Origin of the sequence: Acutalibacter caecimuris (genome assembly GCF_034335085.1) — a bacterium.
GTDB classification, from domain to species: Bacteria; Bacillota; Clostridia; order Oscillospirales; family Acutalibacteraceae; genus Acutalibacter; species Acutalibacter caecimuris.
Genome location: NZ_JAWXXJ010000012.1, coordinates 1 through 14208, shown reverse-complemented (window position 1 = coordinate 14208; position 14208 = coordinate 1). Strand labels below are relative to the sequence as shown.

Below are 14208 nucleotides of genomic sequence, written 5' to 3'. Positions count from 1 at the left end.
CGCAAAGGAATAAATATAAGGATGGTGATTACCATGACGGTTATGATGGAAAATGCTGCAACCGTCTGCGGCGTGTTAATTGCCATTGGGCTAATCGGTAAGTTATGTCCAAAAAACAAGATGCTAAGTTTCGTCCAGTCGTTGATAGCTTTAGTGCTGATGGTTTCTCTCATGGCGGCTCTGTTTCATGTTGAATGGGACGGCTTGAATCTATCACGGACTGAAGACTGGCAAAATAAGGAATTGAACGAATATGTGGATAGCCAGTATAAGTGGGCAGCACAAAAAGAAACAGAAAACTATCTGGAAGGGTTGTTGCGTGCAGCCGGATTGGAGGCGAAAAAAATCACAACAGACATCAATATAACGGGAGATAACCGCATAGTATTAACAAGGGTTACGGCAGAGTTTCGTTTTGAAAGCGATGCCCAACGGGCCCAAGCACTGCTCCTGAATGCACTAGGAGAGAGCATAGCCATAGAGGTAAAGACAGATGGAACTTAAAAAAGCATGTGAATATGCAAAGAAAGCTATTATCGGTAAACAGGTGAACCGAATTATCTTCCTACTGGGGCTGGGGGGGATTGTACTTATTTATCTTTCCTCATTATTTACATCAGGGCATCCCACAGAAGAACCAGATCGGTTGGATAATACGGTGCAAGAGGCCAGCACAGCGGCAACCCAGCAGCAATTAGAGGAAGACTTACAGCGGGTAGTAAAGGCAGTTACTGGTGAACCTTCACCAGTAGTAATGGTAACGCTAGAGAACTCTGGGAGAACCTTTTACGCAGAAGACAAGAAAAGCAATCGTCAGGAAAGCGGGAGGGAAGAAGAGAGCACATATGTAATATTAGAGGATAAAGAGGGAGCCCAACAGGGGCTATCCCTGAATCGGGAACAGCCTAAAGTAAAGGGGGTTGTTATCGTTAGCAAGGCTGCAACTAACCCGGTAGTCAGAGAGAAATTGGTAAACGCCGCCCGCACCGCTTTGGGGGTATCCTCTACACGGGTATGCGTGGTGGAGGGCGGATAGTAATATAAATTTATAATCGAAGAAGGGTGATCATACTTATGACAAGCAAATTTGGCAGGAAACAACTAGTATTGGCATCTCTGGTACTGGCACTAGGAGCGGCAGTATATTTAAATTGGCAGTTTGCCGGTACAAATAAACTGCCGGTTGGGGAGGACACGGGGGATACATCCAGTAAACTTGGGGCCGCCCAGTTGGTGAATAATGCTTATGTGGAAACTGTTTCAGATAATCTTCAAGACTCTACTCAAGTAAATACAACAACAAATTCTTTTGCCCAAGCCCGGTTGGACCGGCAGACTTCTCGTGATGAGGCACTGGAGTTGTTGGATAATGTGCTTGCAGATACGGAGGCAGACAGCGATGAGAAAAAAGCAGCAGTTGAGCAAGCCTCGGCTCTAGCCCAGAATATCCTAACGGAAACAAATATTGAGGGATTACTTAAGGCGAAGGGCTATGAAGAGTGTGTAGCGTACGTTGCAGATAACCAGTGCAGCGTAGTCGTTTCTGGCGACTTAAAAGATAGTGATATGTTGGTAGTACAAGAGGTAGTGATGGAGCAGACTGGCTTTTCGGCAGAAAAAATCATTATTATTGGATCAAGCAAATAATCAGAAAACCCCGCACCCCTATGATGGGGCGTGGGGTTTTTGTTCTGCCCCCAGAGTACACAGCGCAAGTTTCTTAATAAATTTTTAACATACATTACTGGGGTTGCCGAAAAGAGGAAAAAGTGGTATAATTACTTTTATCATATTGTTTTCATGACATGATAGTATCATCCAGCCAGGAATGGGCACACTCTCTATGAAAGGAGTGTGCTGTGTTATGAAAAAAGTGACCACAAAAAAGAATCAGATAAAGGCATTGAAAAACTCCGATGAGGAACAGAATGTGCCTGTGCAGGACGGCTATGATCAACAGCAGAAACAAATCAATGAAAGCGGCTCAGTCGTTACACACAACCACGGCCATACCATCCATTGCCTTACTATTATTGGCCAGATTGAGGGACATTATATCTCTCCTTCACAGAACAAAACCACGAAATATGAACATGTTATTCCTCAGATTGTGGCAGTGGAGGAGGATCCAGAAGTGGATGGGCTACTTATGCTGCTCAATACTGTTGGTGGTGACGTAGAGGCTGGTCTTGCGTTGGCAGAGTTAGTGGCCGGTATGAAAAAACCTACTGTTTCACTGGTACTAGGAGGAGGGCATTCTATTGGTGTTCCTTTGGCAGTGGCAGCAAAGCGTTCGTTCATTGCCGAATCTGCGTCTATGACCATCCATCCAGTGCGGATGAACGGGTTGGTGCTGGGTATTCCACAGACTTTAGAGTATTTTCAACGGATGCAGGATCGGATTACCAACTTTGTCACACAAAATTCCAATATTACGAAGGAACGTTTCACGACCCTTGCCATGAATACCCAGGAGCTAGTGATGGACGTAGGGAGTGTGCTGGACGGCCCCGACGCAGTGGAAGAGGGGCTTATTGATGCGTTGGGTTCTCTTTCTGATGCGATGGATTGCCTAAACCATATGATAGACAAAGAAAAGAAAAAGAAACGTAAGCCTGCCTCTGGCAGAAGAAAGACAGCCTCTTAATCGAGGGTAATTCGGCAGCGTGGAGCAGCTATAACTGCACCAAGCTGCTATACATAAGGAGATAGTATGACTATACTTGACGCAATTTTCCAAGGTGTAATACAAGGTGCCACAGAATTTTTACCAGTTTCCAGTTCAGGGCATCTTTCAATTTCTCAACATATGTTCGGAATTGAACTTCCGGGTATTTTATTTGATGTTATGTTACATTTGGGGACACTTATTGCTGTAGTGTTCGTATACCGGGGGTTGATTTGGCGATTGCTGAAAGAGTTCTTTTCTTTGCTGGGCGACCTATTTAGAGGCCGTTTTCGGTGGAGTGGGATGAACGCAGACCGTCGGCTCATCTTTATGCTGGTGATAGGGCTTTTACCTCTATTCCTCTTATTCTTACCTGTACCGGGTACGGATATGAAGGTAAAAGATTTCTCAGAACAGCTAGCATCTGACGCTGGCATTATCACAGAGGGTGTTGCGCTGCTTGCTACCAGTGCCCTTCTATTTTTGGGAATATGGGCCAACAAGAACGGTAGCCTTCAATCGCATGGTACAGGGCGTCACTGGGCAAAGGGAGGTGCTGTTGGACGGGATTCTTTAACCGTAGGGGATTCAGTCATTATTGGTATTACTCAATGTTTGGCAGCTATTTTCCCAGGGCTCTCTCGTTCCGGTTCTACCATGTCGGTCGGGCTTATGCGGGGTGTCACACAGCAATCTGCGTTGGATTACTCTTTCGTGCTTGGCATACCATCTATTGCTGCGGCAGCGCTGCTTTCCTTAAAGGATGTGGGGACAGCAGGGGAGAGTATCGGCGCTATACCTTTGGTTGTTGGCGTTGTTACTGCGGCAGTAGTTGGATTTTTGGCTATCAAACTACTGAAATGGATTGTTACCACTAACAAGCTAAGCATCTTTGCTATTTATACCCTACTGGCCGGATTAGCGGTAACGATCATTGGCATTATAGAGTATGTACAGGGGATAAACCTGTTTACCGGTAAGCCCTTACTGTAAATAGGATATTTATTGAGGACGGGGGAGGAATCTAGGTGGCGGAGCAGAAAAAAGCGGAGGCAAAACAACCTACTGCAAGACGAAGAACTGGTGAAAACAGTTCCGGGCAGAAGAGAAACCCCTCAGGGGCGAAAAAAAATACTTCTGGAGGAGCCAAACGGAGTACTAGCAGTAAAAGTAGAACCATAAAGCCAACGGCTGCGGAAATCAGGCAAAGAAACCAAGTAAGAGCGGTCGTGCTTTTTGCGTGTGCTATTTTTCTAGGCTGTTTGGCGCTTATTGAAGGAGATAGCCTTTGGAAATGGGCCCATAATGCTATTTTAGGCATTTTTGGAGGCTGGGCGGTGCTTTGGCCAGTATTGATGATCTATGTGGCAGTCATCACAACACTAGATAGGCCTACTGGCTCCATGAGTGGTAAGGTTTGGCTGACAGCAGTAATCATCGTGCTATTTTGCGCTACCGGTTTCATTTTTGGCGGTGCAAAGATTTCAGACGGTTTATCCTTTTTTGACTACATATCAGCTCTTTACCGCACCAATGCTGGTGTGGGTGGCGGTGTGATTGGTGGTCTATTAGGGCAGTTGTTGTTAGGTGTTGCAGGGAAAACTGGAGCAAAAATCATCATTCTTCTATTGCTATTCGTTAGCGTGATGATTTTGACCGGTACCACATTGATTGGGCTCTTCCACACCATAAAAAAACCAGTGGACGCAGTGAGCGGTGGTATTCAGAATGCCCGTCAGCGTAGGGAAGAAGAACGGTACATTTTAGCCCAGGACAGGGCAAATACGGGGATAGATGTGCCATTAGAACCAACTTCTTCTGCACGTTCTACACCAGTAGATATGGCATCGTTGTTTCCACCTGTAGAGCCCAGAAAAAAGACCAACCAGCGCAATGAAAAGCTGGACAAGTTACAGGAAGTGTTTGGAATTACACCAGAAACATCAGGCATAAAACCCGAATCAGAGCCGGTGCCGGAACTCCCCTCTGAGTCAGAACCTGTTTCCGAAGAAACGCAGGAGCCGGAATTGCCAGTTTCGCCTGTAGTATCGGAGAATCCTCCGATACCTGTACAGGCCGCAGGGATTGTGTCCCAACCAGAACAGGGGAGCGATGAAGATATGCCCCTGTTCAACGAGACGAGCCTGGAACAGGAGTTAAAACCTACTTCTGCTGTAGCAACGGTAGAGCAACTGGCGCAGTATCAGGCTGTAGAAACGCAAAACACCTATTGTTTCCCTCCTGTAACTATGTTGGCAGTTAGCCCCCAAGCCGACCATGCCAAAGAAACAGAGGAGTTACAGACAAACGGAAAAACACTGGTAGATACCTTGAATAGCTTTGGTGTGTCGACCCGTATTTTAGATATTTGCCGGGGTCCATCGGTTACACGATATGAAATCCAGCCGGCTGCTGGTGTAAAGATCAGCAAGATCACAAATCTTTCAGATGACCTTGCATTGAACTTGGCGGCTACCGGCGTGCGGATAGAGGCGCCAATCCCAGGTAAGGCGGCGGTGGGTATTGAGGTTCCTAATCGCGCACGTAGTTCTGTGCGTATGCGAGATTTGATTCAATCAAATGCCTTCCAGACATCTAAAGGAAAACTATCTGTAGCACTAGGCAGGGATATTGCAGGCCAGCCCGTGGTGGCGGATCTGGCACGGATGCCACACATATTAATTGCCGGTACTACTGGTTCTGGTAAATCCGTGTGCATCAACTCGCTTATTATTAGTATGCTTTATAAAGCTACACCTGATCAAGTGCGTTTTTTGATGATTGACCCCAAAGCCGTAGAACTTACCGAGTACAATGGCTTGCCCCATATGTTGGTACCTGTTGTTACTGACCCGCACAAAGCCTCTGGTGCGTTGGGATGGGCTGTTAATGAGATGATGAAACGCTATAAGATTTTTTCTGAGAACAATGTACGTAACCTGGAAGGTTATAACAACCTGGCTGAGGCACAGAACTATGAAGATGAAAATGGCCAACCTATGCCTGCCATGCCGCAAATTGTTATAATCATTGACGAGTTAGCGGACTTGATGATGGCAGCCCCTAAAGAGGTTGAGGACTCTATCTGTCGGTTGGCCCAACTGGCCCGTGCTGCCGGAATGCATTTGGTGGTAGCAACGCAGCGGCCTTCCGTTGATGTAGTTACGGGGTTGATCAAAGCAAATATCCCTAGCCGCATAGCGCTAACCGTGTCTACGGCGGTAGACTCCCGTACCATTATTGATACAGTCGGGGCAGACAAGCTGTTGGGTAATGGGGATATGCTTTTTGCGCCTGTAGGCAGCAATAAACCTATTCGGGTACAGGGTTGTTATGTTAGCGATGACGAAATTTCATCCATTGTACAATTTGTGAAAAAGACCAAGTCCATCGACTATGATGAGCAAGTGATCGAAGAGATAGAACGTAATGCTGCCAACGCTGATAATGGAAAAACCGGGGATGAGCCAAGTGGGGGAGAAGTAGACCCTATGATGGATGAAGCCATTAAAGTTGTAGTGGAGGCTGGCCAAGCCAGCACTTCGCTTTTGCAACGGCGCTTGCGGCTCGGCTATGCACGTGCTGGCCGTTTGATTGATGAGATGGAGCAACTGGGGATTGTTGGACCACATGAGGGTTCAAAGCCGCGGCAAGTCTTGATGACATACACACAATGGTTAGAAAGGAATATGCAAAAACCGGATACTCCAAAAGAGGAGTGAAAAAGAAACAGGCAATCCGTTTGGACTGCCTGTTTCTTTGCATAGATTTGAGAAAAGATTTAACTGACTAGCTTAACCTCACCGTTAATAAGCATGGCTGAACTATGGCGGGTTTCTTGGGTAATCTTCAGCCTTGAATCATTGATTCGGACGCGTGTACCTGGGTAGGCAATACCAAAGGTAAGCCGTGATGCTAAACGATTCTCCAGATTTTCTAACTCATTTCCTGATTCTGTTTGATTTTTTAGGTACTGATTTAGCTTTAGTTTATTCACAGAAATTTGCATCCGAAGTTTTGACATACGCGAGAGTTTTGATGGGCTTTCCGGTTGGCGTTCCATATCCTTCAGCCGTTCTTCTAATTGAGTGATTTCTTCTGTAAGTAGGGCCTTTTCAAAGTCTTCGCAGGGTAGTCCCCCTAACACAATAGAAGTGCGTACCTCAGTCTTGGAACCAACGGTGTTAGCGCCGACTTCGCGGGCAGCCCGGACTTTGCCGCCAATAATAACACCTCTACCACTTTGGGCATAGACGGCGGCATCGCAATATACCTCGCAACCAATGATACACTCGCTGTGCAGGTTTTCTTTTACATGAACACTGCAATTCTCTAAAAACTTAGCAAAAATGTCCCGATGCGAGCGAATAACGGCCTGGTTATTACCCTGTACACCTTTGGTAAGAACCACATCACCGCCTGCCTCAATAGTACAGGACTCCACTACGCCATCCACCTTAATATTACCCATAGCCCGTACAGTAAAACCACTGCATACATCGCCATGGATATGGACATCACCCAGAAAATTTATATTTCCGGTAGAATAGTCTACATTTCCAGCAATATCCAGCATGGGATTAACCTGAAAAGCCCGGCCGGAAAACTCAAGCCCACCTGCCCGGCCAGCAATCAGTGCAGAACCGTCTTCGTTTAGCAAGGTATTACGCCCCATAGGAGGCACTGCCGGTATGCCATCACGCGTAGGGATAGAGCTGTCTGTAACTGTACGCCCTGGCGTTCCGGGAGTAGGAGGGGCAATATGGCAGATAACCTGATCCTTTTCTACATTTTGCGTGGATGTAGAGGCGGTAAAATCCACACGATTGAATTCATCTACAGGAAATTTCCGCTGCGCCTCCCGTGGGAAGAGATCAGTAATTGTACCGTCCTTACCAGGTATTGCCGGTTGGCCCTGTGCTATATGAAAAAGATGGAAATAGCGATTCTCAAGATTAGGGATGGAGGAAACAAAATTATGATCAACCCCAAAAGTTACGCCCGCGGCACCGATCGCACTGAGCAATTCTCCAGTAGACAACTCCTGTCCGTCGCCTACTGGTGGATAAAGGATTAGCCATGCACTAAGCCGATCAGATGCAACATACAAGTTAGCTTGTGCATTTAGATGTATTAGCGCTGGATCTTCTTGTTCTGAAATTTCTTTTGGTGTGGCAGCGGCCAACCGCGCGCCTGCGGAAACAGTCAAAGAAGTTATCAGTTTCTGTGTTTCACTTAAAGCATCTGCTGGGGAAATAGGTTGAGAGTCACTGTCTGGGTCAAGCAGTCGCAGTTCTGGTGAGGGCATCCATCCTGCCTGGTTCCGGCGTAAGCGCCACAACTGATGAAGGGCATGGTCAACAGGCAGAACGACAGCATAGGGGTCTGGCGGTGGTTTTACAGGCTGTTGGCTTGCCGCTAACTTCAGAGGCTTGTCCGTGGAATGCTCTAGACGTGGACGAGGATGATCGGATGTACCAGGTTGTACGGAAATCTTTTTCTTATGCCGTCTAAAACGGAACCTAAAGATTTTTCTGAAAAAAGAAGGGGAATCGGCCATGTGATTACGCCTCGCTTTCCTGATGAGATCTAAGTGCAGTGTATTCTTTCCTCTATTATATTCTGAAAGCAGGGTTTTGACAAGCAAAAATTTCAGATTGGATAAAAAAGTTTCAGTTGTGATAAAACATTTATTCATAGCACACTTAAGCCCGGATCCTATCGGTAGACACGTTACAAGTCTTGACCCATAAATTATGCTGTGCTATAATATCACAGGATAGTAATGTGGTTAGGTATTGCGTGTCTTGTAAATAAACCACCAGCTATAAATTTGCTGGAAAAGAGCGAAAGGATGTAAAAGGATGACTTATCAGGAAGCCGTTTCTAAAATTGATTCCCGCTTATTATTTGGTATGAACCCTGGGCTAGAACGTATTACTGCGTTGCTGAAAGAGTTAGACAATCCACAAGACAAGCTGAAATATGTACATATATGTGGAACAAATGGAAAGGGAACCGTCTGCACCTTGACTGCCAGTATATTACAGAAGGCGGGGTACAAAACTGGCAAAAACATTTCGCCTTATGTGTTGAATTTTCGAGAACGCTTTCAGATAGACGGAAAGATGATAAGTGAGGAGGAACTTGCGAAAGAGGTCGAGGTAATCTGGCCCGCTGTCGAACGTTTGGATGCACGCGGTATCCCTGTTTCAGAATTTGAACTGGTGACAGCCATTGCGTTTCATTGGTTTGCAAAAGAAAAGTGTGACATTGCGGTAATGGAGGTAGGCATGGGAGGGCGATACGACGCTACCAATGTAATAAAAACTCCAGAAGTCGCGACAATAATGTCGATTTCTCTCGATCACACTGCCTGGCTGGGCAATACGGTAGAGCAGATCGCCCAGGAAAAAGCAGGTATTATTAAAGAAGGGGGATGTGTTGTACTCTACCCAGAGCAAGAGCCCAGCGTTCATGCAATTATTCAAGATACCTGCCAGAAATGCGGCGCTGAACTGCATATGCCAGATCTGACACACATACAAGTCCTGCGTACAGATATTAGTGGTACGGATATGGAGATAGGCGGTTTAAAACTGCATATGCCATTCCTTGGAGAACATCAAATAAAGAATGCTGCTGTGGCACTGGAAATGATTGATATCCTTCGGCAGAAGGGTTTTGCAATCTCTGAAAACGCGCTGGATAAAGGCTTTTCCCAGGCCTTTATCCCAGCCAGAATGGAGATCATCGCACAGCAGCCCTTATGCCTGCTAGATGGTGGGCATAATCCTGGCTGTGCAAAGGTGCTAAGGGATGCCCTAAAACGTTTTGTGCCTGGGCACCGTATCGCAATCATCGGGATGCTGGCAGATAAAGATAGTACGGCTGCACTTTCACTGATTGGACCGATGTTCCAAAAGATTATAGCCGTGACGCCGGATAGTCCACGCGCCCTTGCTGCTGAGGAGCTTGCAAAAATTGCTAGCCGTTTTTGCCCCAATGTTTTACAGGCAAAAAGTTGTGCACAAGCGGTAGATATGGCATTTGATGGACTTGAAAGGAGCGAGGCGCTAATTGTTTGCGGTTCATTCTATTTAGCGAGCGAAATCCGCGATATGCTGTATAGGCAGTTTCGTTAAATACACGGAGTAGGGAAGATGCCCATTCGGTGTCCAATACTGAAAATTTAGTACAAAAAAGCTTTCCTCTAAAATGGGGAGGCTTTTTATCTGCACATAGCATAAATGTCCCATATATGTTGCTCGGCCTCGGTTGATAAATATATGCAGATATCAATCATTCTGTTGGGTTAACAAATATTGTTTTTTGATTTACGTAAATTACCATGCCTGGCCGTCCACCTTGTGGTTTACTTACATGACGTATTTGAGTATAATCGACCGGTACTTGAGCGGAATCCTTTGCTTTGCTATGCTTGGCGGCTAGTTTTGCGGCGTCTTCCATAGCAGCAGCAGAGGGATTACGGCCTTCTGTAACCAACACGGTATGGGCGCCAGGTATGTTTTTGGTGTGAAACCAAAGATCATTATTGTTAGCGGTTTTTAGTGTCAGCCGGTCATTTTGGCGGTTATTTCTGCCAACAAGCACAGTGAAATTATCTGATACAGTAAAACGCAAAGGTTCGCTCACTACAGTCGCTTTCTCTTTTTTATTCCGATTGACACGGATGTATCCCTGTTCCTTCAGCTCTGTGCGTATTTCAGCCAAATCTCGTTCTGTTTCAGCCCTAGCTAGAGCATCTAAAACAGAGTCCAGATATATCAAATCCCTCCCGGCCAGATCAATTTGCTCAGTAAGTTTTTCTTCTGCTGTTTTTGCTTTGCGGTATTCTTTATAGTACTTTTGTGCATTTTGGTTGGGTGTCAGAGAAGGGTCAAGTTTTATCTTAACCAGAGGCTGAGTTTCTTCGTAAAAATTGACTAACTCTACGCTGTCGTTTCCTTTGTTCAAGCTATATAGGTTTGCGCTTAAGAGATCACCAGCTATCCGCAGGTTTTCTCGTTGGCCACACTGTTCCAGTTCTGCTTTTTGTGCATTGATTTTTCTGGCAAGCCGTTCAGAGTGGGTAGAGAGCAACCGCAATAAATCTTGTTCGCGAACCCTCATACGTTCTAACGTATCCCGTTCCCAATAAAATTCATCCAGCATTTGTGAAAAACTTCCGCCTTGCCGTATCACAGCAGAGGTTCCGTACTGTTGAATATCTGTAAAAGAAAAATCTATAGGCTTTTTTTGCATATTTACAGCCATATACGGCTGGCCGGAGATTTCCGTTACAGTTTCCCGCCACTTCTGGTAAAAGAATCCTAACCGAAAGTATTGTTCCTCATCCATTGTCTTTACCGTAAGTTCCTGCCCACGACCAACCCGATGGGCAATTTCTCGACAGACAACAGGCGATACACCTTGTAATACCCCTAACAAGCCTTTGGAAAGTTCCATATCACGGGGCAAGGCCTTTAGGGCGGCAATTAGCATAGCAGAGGTGGCGGTTAACATACAGAGTTTATCCTGTGGGGGAGGAAGTTGATAAGTGAGTCCCGGCAATACCAGACGCTGAGAACTCATTTCGGCATCCACCCGCTTTAAGGCATCAATTACTTTACCATCTGGCCCTATCAGGATAATATTGCTATACCGGCCCATAATTTCTATTGTAAGGGTCAACGTAACATGGTCACCCAGTTCATTTACTGTGTCAAAATCAAAATGCAGCAGCCGTTCCAATTCTGGTTGGTGAATGGCAGTCAACTTAGCGCCCTGCAGTTTTTTGCGTAGCAACATACAGAGCATAGGAGGCTGCTTGGGATTTTCCAAAGCCATCTTTGACAGATGGACGCGGGCGCTGTTAGCACGCGCAGAAAACAAAACCTTTTCTGCGCCTTCTCGGCTGCGGAAGGCTACTACCAGTTCTTCGCGATTGGGCTGATGAATCTTATCCACCCGTGCCCCCAATAGTTTTCCTTCTAATTCTTTCTTTATATGGCGTAAAAATGCTCCGTCCAGTGCCATGATATGTTCCTTTCCACGTCAGTTCTGTGTCAAATCAAACTCCATTATCTTCCGGCGTTCCGCAAAACCAAATTTTTCATACACTTTAATGGCAGCCGAGTTTTCACTCAATACTCCAAGTTCTATAAATTCTGAGCCCCTTCCTTGTGCCCACCGCATTACTTCTTCCAGTAGCGCGTATCCTACACCTTGTCTTCTGCATGATTCTGTAACAACAATATCCATTAAGTAGGTATATGCGCGAGGAATAAAGCTGGGGTGCGGTGGAGTGACTTTTGCTTGCACAAGGGCAAAACCCATCATAGCACCTGTTTCTGTTTTAGCTGTCAGGAAATCACTGCTTTCATCCGCGAGCATGGAAAGGATAAAATCCTCATTTTGCTGGGCAGGACGGAAGTTATTGTGCTGCAAGGCCGCCATACAGGCATTTAACTCTTCATAGAGTTTTCTAATCGCCGGTAGGTCACTACGTGTAGCGGGGATAATTGTCATGCGCCTGCCCTCCATTACAAAGATATCATTTCAAAGGGGCTATGTTCTGCCTTACTGATGAGGAAAGCAGTATCCGTAATGCGTTTTTTCAAATACTCTGCTAGAAATTCCCGGAAAATGACTTCAGTTTCATAATGCCCGGCTGCTATACAGGTAAGCCCCGTTTTCACAGCGGTTATAGCCTCATGATGGCGTAACTCCCCGGTAACAAAGGCATCCCCGCCACGACAGGCAGTATGTTGTATTTCATTACCGCCTGCACCACTGCAAAGAAATACACGCTGGATTGTGCTATTACCGGGGATGAGCTGCACGGTGCTTACACGCAAGCGCTTTTTTACTAGCTGCGCAAATTCCACCGGCTCACAAGGCGTTTCCACGTCACCAGAAAACAGTATACTTTCTTCTCCAAAGACATTTTCCTGTCGAACATTTCTTAACCCTAATCGGCTAGCAAGGGCTACATTTACCCCACAGATAGGGGAGAGGTCTAGGTTGGTGTGACAGCATAAAGCGGCCATGCCTCGTTTTGCCAGCAAATACGCGGCATCAAGACTGTTTAATGATTTTATAGGGTTAAAAATTACTGGATGGTGACTAATAATCAGGTTAGCGTTGATGCCAGTTGCCTCTTCTATCACGGCCTCAGTAATATCAAGACACAATAGGGCGCGGGTTACTTGCGTGGCGGCATCTCCTACTAATAGGCCAGAGTTGTCAAAACTTAGCTGGCTCTCGAAGGGCGCTACCGCATTAATTACATCGTATATGTCACAGATTCTCGCCATAGTTATCTCCTGGTAAAATGTACTTCTTAGTGATTTCGTCTATTATCTTCCGCAGTTCCCGTACTGTTTGCAAGTCACCTGTATGCTCCGCACCTTGTAAAAGGCCTCTAATACCGCGCAGGGTTTTATGTGCATATTGCTTTGCGGTAAATGAGCCAGGCTGAAGTTGTCCCATATAAGGGTAGAGATGGTTGACTGGGATTTCTTTCCCTGTATACTCTGCCGAAAATGCAGAGTATACCTTGCCTGCATCAATTACTGCGGACTCATCTTGCACTTGAAAGCCCAATTTTGCCAGCCCCAATCGAAGTGGCCCTACCATCGACATGGGTTGTAGGATTAACCGTTTTTCTGGGGAAAGCAACCAGGACGTTTCTTGAATGATTCGTAGGATCAACTCTCCGCCCATACCGGCTATGACAATATCGTCCCCATCTTTTGATGTCAACTCCCGTAGGCCATCGCTGAGGACTAACCGCAGTTTTTCTTGCACCTGGTATCGTTGCGCATGGCGGAAGGCAGTATCCAGCGGGCCAGGGTTTATGTCACAGGCAACAGCACGGCAGATACTTTCGGTCTTCAGCAGCCATATGGGCAGATAGGCGTGGTCAGTACCCACGTCGATCATCGCCCGGCCAGGTCTAACTAACGCAGCACAAGCCGCTAACCGCGGGCTGAGCGTATAAAGCGGCCGAGATGAAGTTGCCATAGGTTCCTCCTAAAAACCATGCCGCCCGGCACAGGGAACAAGCCCCTATACCGTGCGGCTTCTGGCCCAAATCAAACAAATTACTTGTTGCCGAGATGCTCGTTAATCTTGCTGACCAACTCATCGGCATCTACACCATGGACTGCACAGGCCTGCTCCAAAGTTTCGCCACGCGCAGAAGGACAGCCCAAGCAGTGCATACCCATTTCCAGGAAGAAGGGGGCAGTAGACTGGTCCAAGTCAAGGATCTCACCAATAATGGTATCTTTTGTTATAGTTGCCATATTAATATTCCTCCATTTTCCGATGCATAAGCACCTGTTCTCTACCATTATAATACCCTTTCAACAACTATGCAATACCTGGATGAAAAAAATTATTTTGTGAGGGTTTTAGATAGTGTCTACACGAATTAAGTGCGGATAGCAGCCCAAATGGCGATACAACGGACGTGTACCGCGGCGATAAAAGCATCCGAGGTTTTGGCATAACGAGTAGCAATACCTCTCCAA

At 46.2% G+C, this 14208-nt stretch carries 13 protein-coding genes and 1 pseudogene; 7 read left to right on the top strand and 7 right to left on the bottom strand.

The window, feature by feature from the left end:
- Positions 1–33: 33 nt before the first annotated feature.
- The 6 genes from U8U01_RS08500 (at position 34) to U8U01_RS08475 (ending at position 6390) form a co-directional block, all read left to right on the top strand.
- Positions 34–504 carry a hypothetical protein gene (locus tag U8U01_RS08500; RefSeq protein WP_322173337.1) on the top strand — a complete coding sequence of 157 codons (471 nt, stop codon included), beginning with the start codon at positions 34–36 and terminating at the stop codon, positions 502–504.
- Positions 494–1036: a SpoIIIAG-related protein gene (locus U8U01_RS08495; protein ID WP_322173335.1), complete on the top strand. Its 543-nt coding sequence runs from the start codon at positions 494–496 to the stop codon at positions 1034–1036. Before U8U01_RS08500 ends, U8U01_RS08495 begins: the two co-directional genes overlap by 11 nt.
- Positions 1037–1074: 38 nt before the next feature.
- The gene (locus tag U8U01_RS08490; protein ID WP_322173333.1) at positions 1075–1647 is read left to right on the top strand and encodes a SpoIIIAH-like family protein; all 573 of its coding nucleotides are present in this window, start codon (positions 1075–1077) and stop codon (positions 1645–1647) included.
- A gap of 217 nt (positions 1648–1864) precedes the next feature.
- Positions 1865–2647, top strand: coding sequence for a ClpP family protease (locus U8U01_RS08485; protein WP_322173332.1), 783 nt, complete (start codon positions 1865–1867; stop codon positions 2645–2647).
- 66 nt (positions 2648–2713) lie between these two features.
- Complete coding sequence (locus U8U01_RS08480; RefSeq protein WP_322173331.1) at positions 2714–3661, top strand: undecaprenyl-diphosphate phosphatase; 948 nt, start codon at positions 2714–2716, stop codon at positions 3659–3661.
- A gap of 35 nt (positions 3662–3696) precedes the next feature.
- Positions 3697–6390, top strand: a complete 2694-nt coding sequence (locus U8U01_RS08475) for an FtsK/SpoIIIE family DNA translocase (protein WP_322173329.1) — start codon at positions 3697–3699, stop codon at positions 6388–6390.
- 59 nt (positions 6391–6449) lie between these two features.
- On the opposite strand, the gene U8U01_RS08470 is transcribed toward U8U01_RS08475, so the two are convergent.
- The gene (locus tag U8U01_RS08470; RefSeq protein WP_322173327.1) at positions 6450–8366 is read right to left on the bottom strand and encodes a flagellar assembly protein A; all 1917 of its coding nucleotides are present in this window, start codon (positions 8364–8366) and stop codon (positions 6450–6452) included.
- A 166-nt stretch (positions 8367–8532) separates the two neighbouring features.
- Here U8U01_RS08470 and U8U01_RS08465 point away from each other — a divergent pair, with 166 nt between their 5' ends.
- Positions 8533–9813 (top strand): bifunctional folylpolyglutamate synthase/dihydrofolate synthase, encoded by a 1281-nt coding sequence (locus tag U8U01_RS08465; RefSeq protein ID WP_322173325.1) that lies wholly within the window; start codon positions 8533–8535, stop codon positions 9811–9813.
- 157 nt (positions 9814–9970) lie between these two features.
- Here U8U01_RS08465 and U8U01_RS08460 read toward each other — a convergent pair whose 3' ends face one another.
- The 6 genes and pseudogenes from U8U01_RS08460 to U8U01_RS08435 all read right to left on the bottom strand — a co-directional run.
- A complete protein-coding gene (locus U8U01_RS08460; RefSeq protein ID WP_322173323.1) occupies positions 9971–11707 on the bottom strand; it encodes an Rqc2 family fibronectin-binding protein in 1737 nt (578 codons plus the stop codon).
- A gap of 18 nt (positions 11708–11725) precedes the next feature.
- Positions 11726–12199 (bottom strand): GNAT family N-acetyltransferase, encoded by a 474-nt coding sequence (locus tag U8U01_RS08455; RefSeq protein ID WP_322173321.1) that lies wholly within the window; start codon positions 12197–12199, stop codon positions 11726–11728.
- Positions 12200–12213: 14 nt separating this feature from the next.
- A complete protein-coding gene (locus U8U01_RS08450; RefSeq protein ID WP_322173320.1) occupies positions 12214–12987 on the bottom strand; it encodes a Nif3-like dinuclear metal center hexameric protein in 774 nt (257 codons plus the stop codon).
- The gene (locus tag U8U01_RS08445) at positions 12971–13696 is read right to left on the bottom strand and encodes a class I SAM-dependent methyltransferase (RefSeq protein WP_322173318.1); all 726 of its coding nucleotides are present in this window, start codon (positions 13694–13696) and stop codon (positions 12971–12973) included. Before U8U01_RS08445 ends, U8U01_RS08450 begins: the two co-directional genes overlap by 17 nt.
- A gap of 80 nt (positions 13697–13776) precedes the next feature.
- Complete coding sequence (locus U8U01_RS08440; RefSeq protein WP_322173316.1) at positions 13777–13980, bottom strand: DUF1858 domain-containing protein; 204 nt, start codon at positions 13978–13980, stop codon at positions 13777–13779.
- Between the two features lie 128 nt (positions 13981–14108).
- A pseudogene (locus U8U01_RS08435) lies at positions 14109–14208 on the bottom strand (IS5/IS1182 family transposase); the annotation flags it as partial.

What these genes read in the sequence shown, in the direction of transcription:
- U8U01_RS08500 (WP_322173337.1), top strand. Translation starts at nt 34, where the DNA reads ATGACGGTTATGATGGAAAATGCTGCAACCGTCTGCGGCGTGTTAATT.
- U8U01_RS08495 (WP_322173335.1), top strand. Translation starts at nt 494, where the DNA reads ATGGAACTTAAAAAAGCATGTGAATATGCAAAGAAAGCTATTATCGGT.
- U8U01_RS08490 (WP_322173333.1), top strand. Translation starts at nt 1,075, where the DNA reads ATGACAAGCAAATTTGGCAGGAAACAACTAGTATTGGCATCTCTGGTA.
- U8U01_RS08485 (WP_322173332.1), top strand. Translation starts at nt 1,865, where the DNA reads ATGAAAAAAGTGACCACAAAAAAGAATCAGATAAAGGCATTGAAAAAC.
- U8U01_RS08480 (WP_322173331.1), top strand. Translation starts at nt 2,714, where the DNA reads ATGACTATACTTGACGCAATTTTCCAAGGTGTAATACAAGGTGCCACA.
- U8U01_RS08470 (WP_322173327.1), bottom strand. Translation starts at nt 8,366, where the DNA reads ATGAATAAATGTTTTATCACAACTGAAACTTTTTTATCCAATCTGAAA.
- U8U01_RS08465 (WP_322173325.1), top strand. Translation starts at nt 8,533, where the DNA reads ATGACTTATCAGGAAGCCGTTTCTAAAATTGATTCCCGCTTATTATTT.
- U8U01_RS08460 (WP_322173323.1), bottom strand. Translation starts at nt 11,707, where the DNA reads ATGGCACTGGACGGAGCATTTTTACGCCATATAAAGAAAGAATTAGAA.
- U8U01_RS08455 (WP_322173321.1), bottom strand. Translation starts at nt 12,199, where the DNA reads ATGACAATTATCCCCGCTACACGTAGTGACCTACCGGCGATTAGAAAA.
- U8U01_RS08450 (WP_322173320.1), bottom strand. Translation starts at nt 12,987, where the DNA reads ATGGCGAGAATCTGTGACATATACGATGTAATTAATGCGGTAGCGCCC.
- U8U01_RS08445 (WP_322173318.1), bottom strand. Translation starts at nt 13,696, where the DNA reads ATGGCAACTTCATCTCGGCCGCTTTATACGCTCAGCCCGCGGTTAGCG.
- U8U01_RS08440 (WP_322173316.1), bottom strand. Translation starts at nt 13,980, where the DNA reads ATGGCAACTATAACAAAAGATACCATTATTGGTGAGATCCTTGACTTG.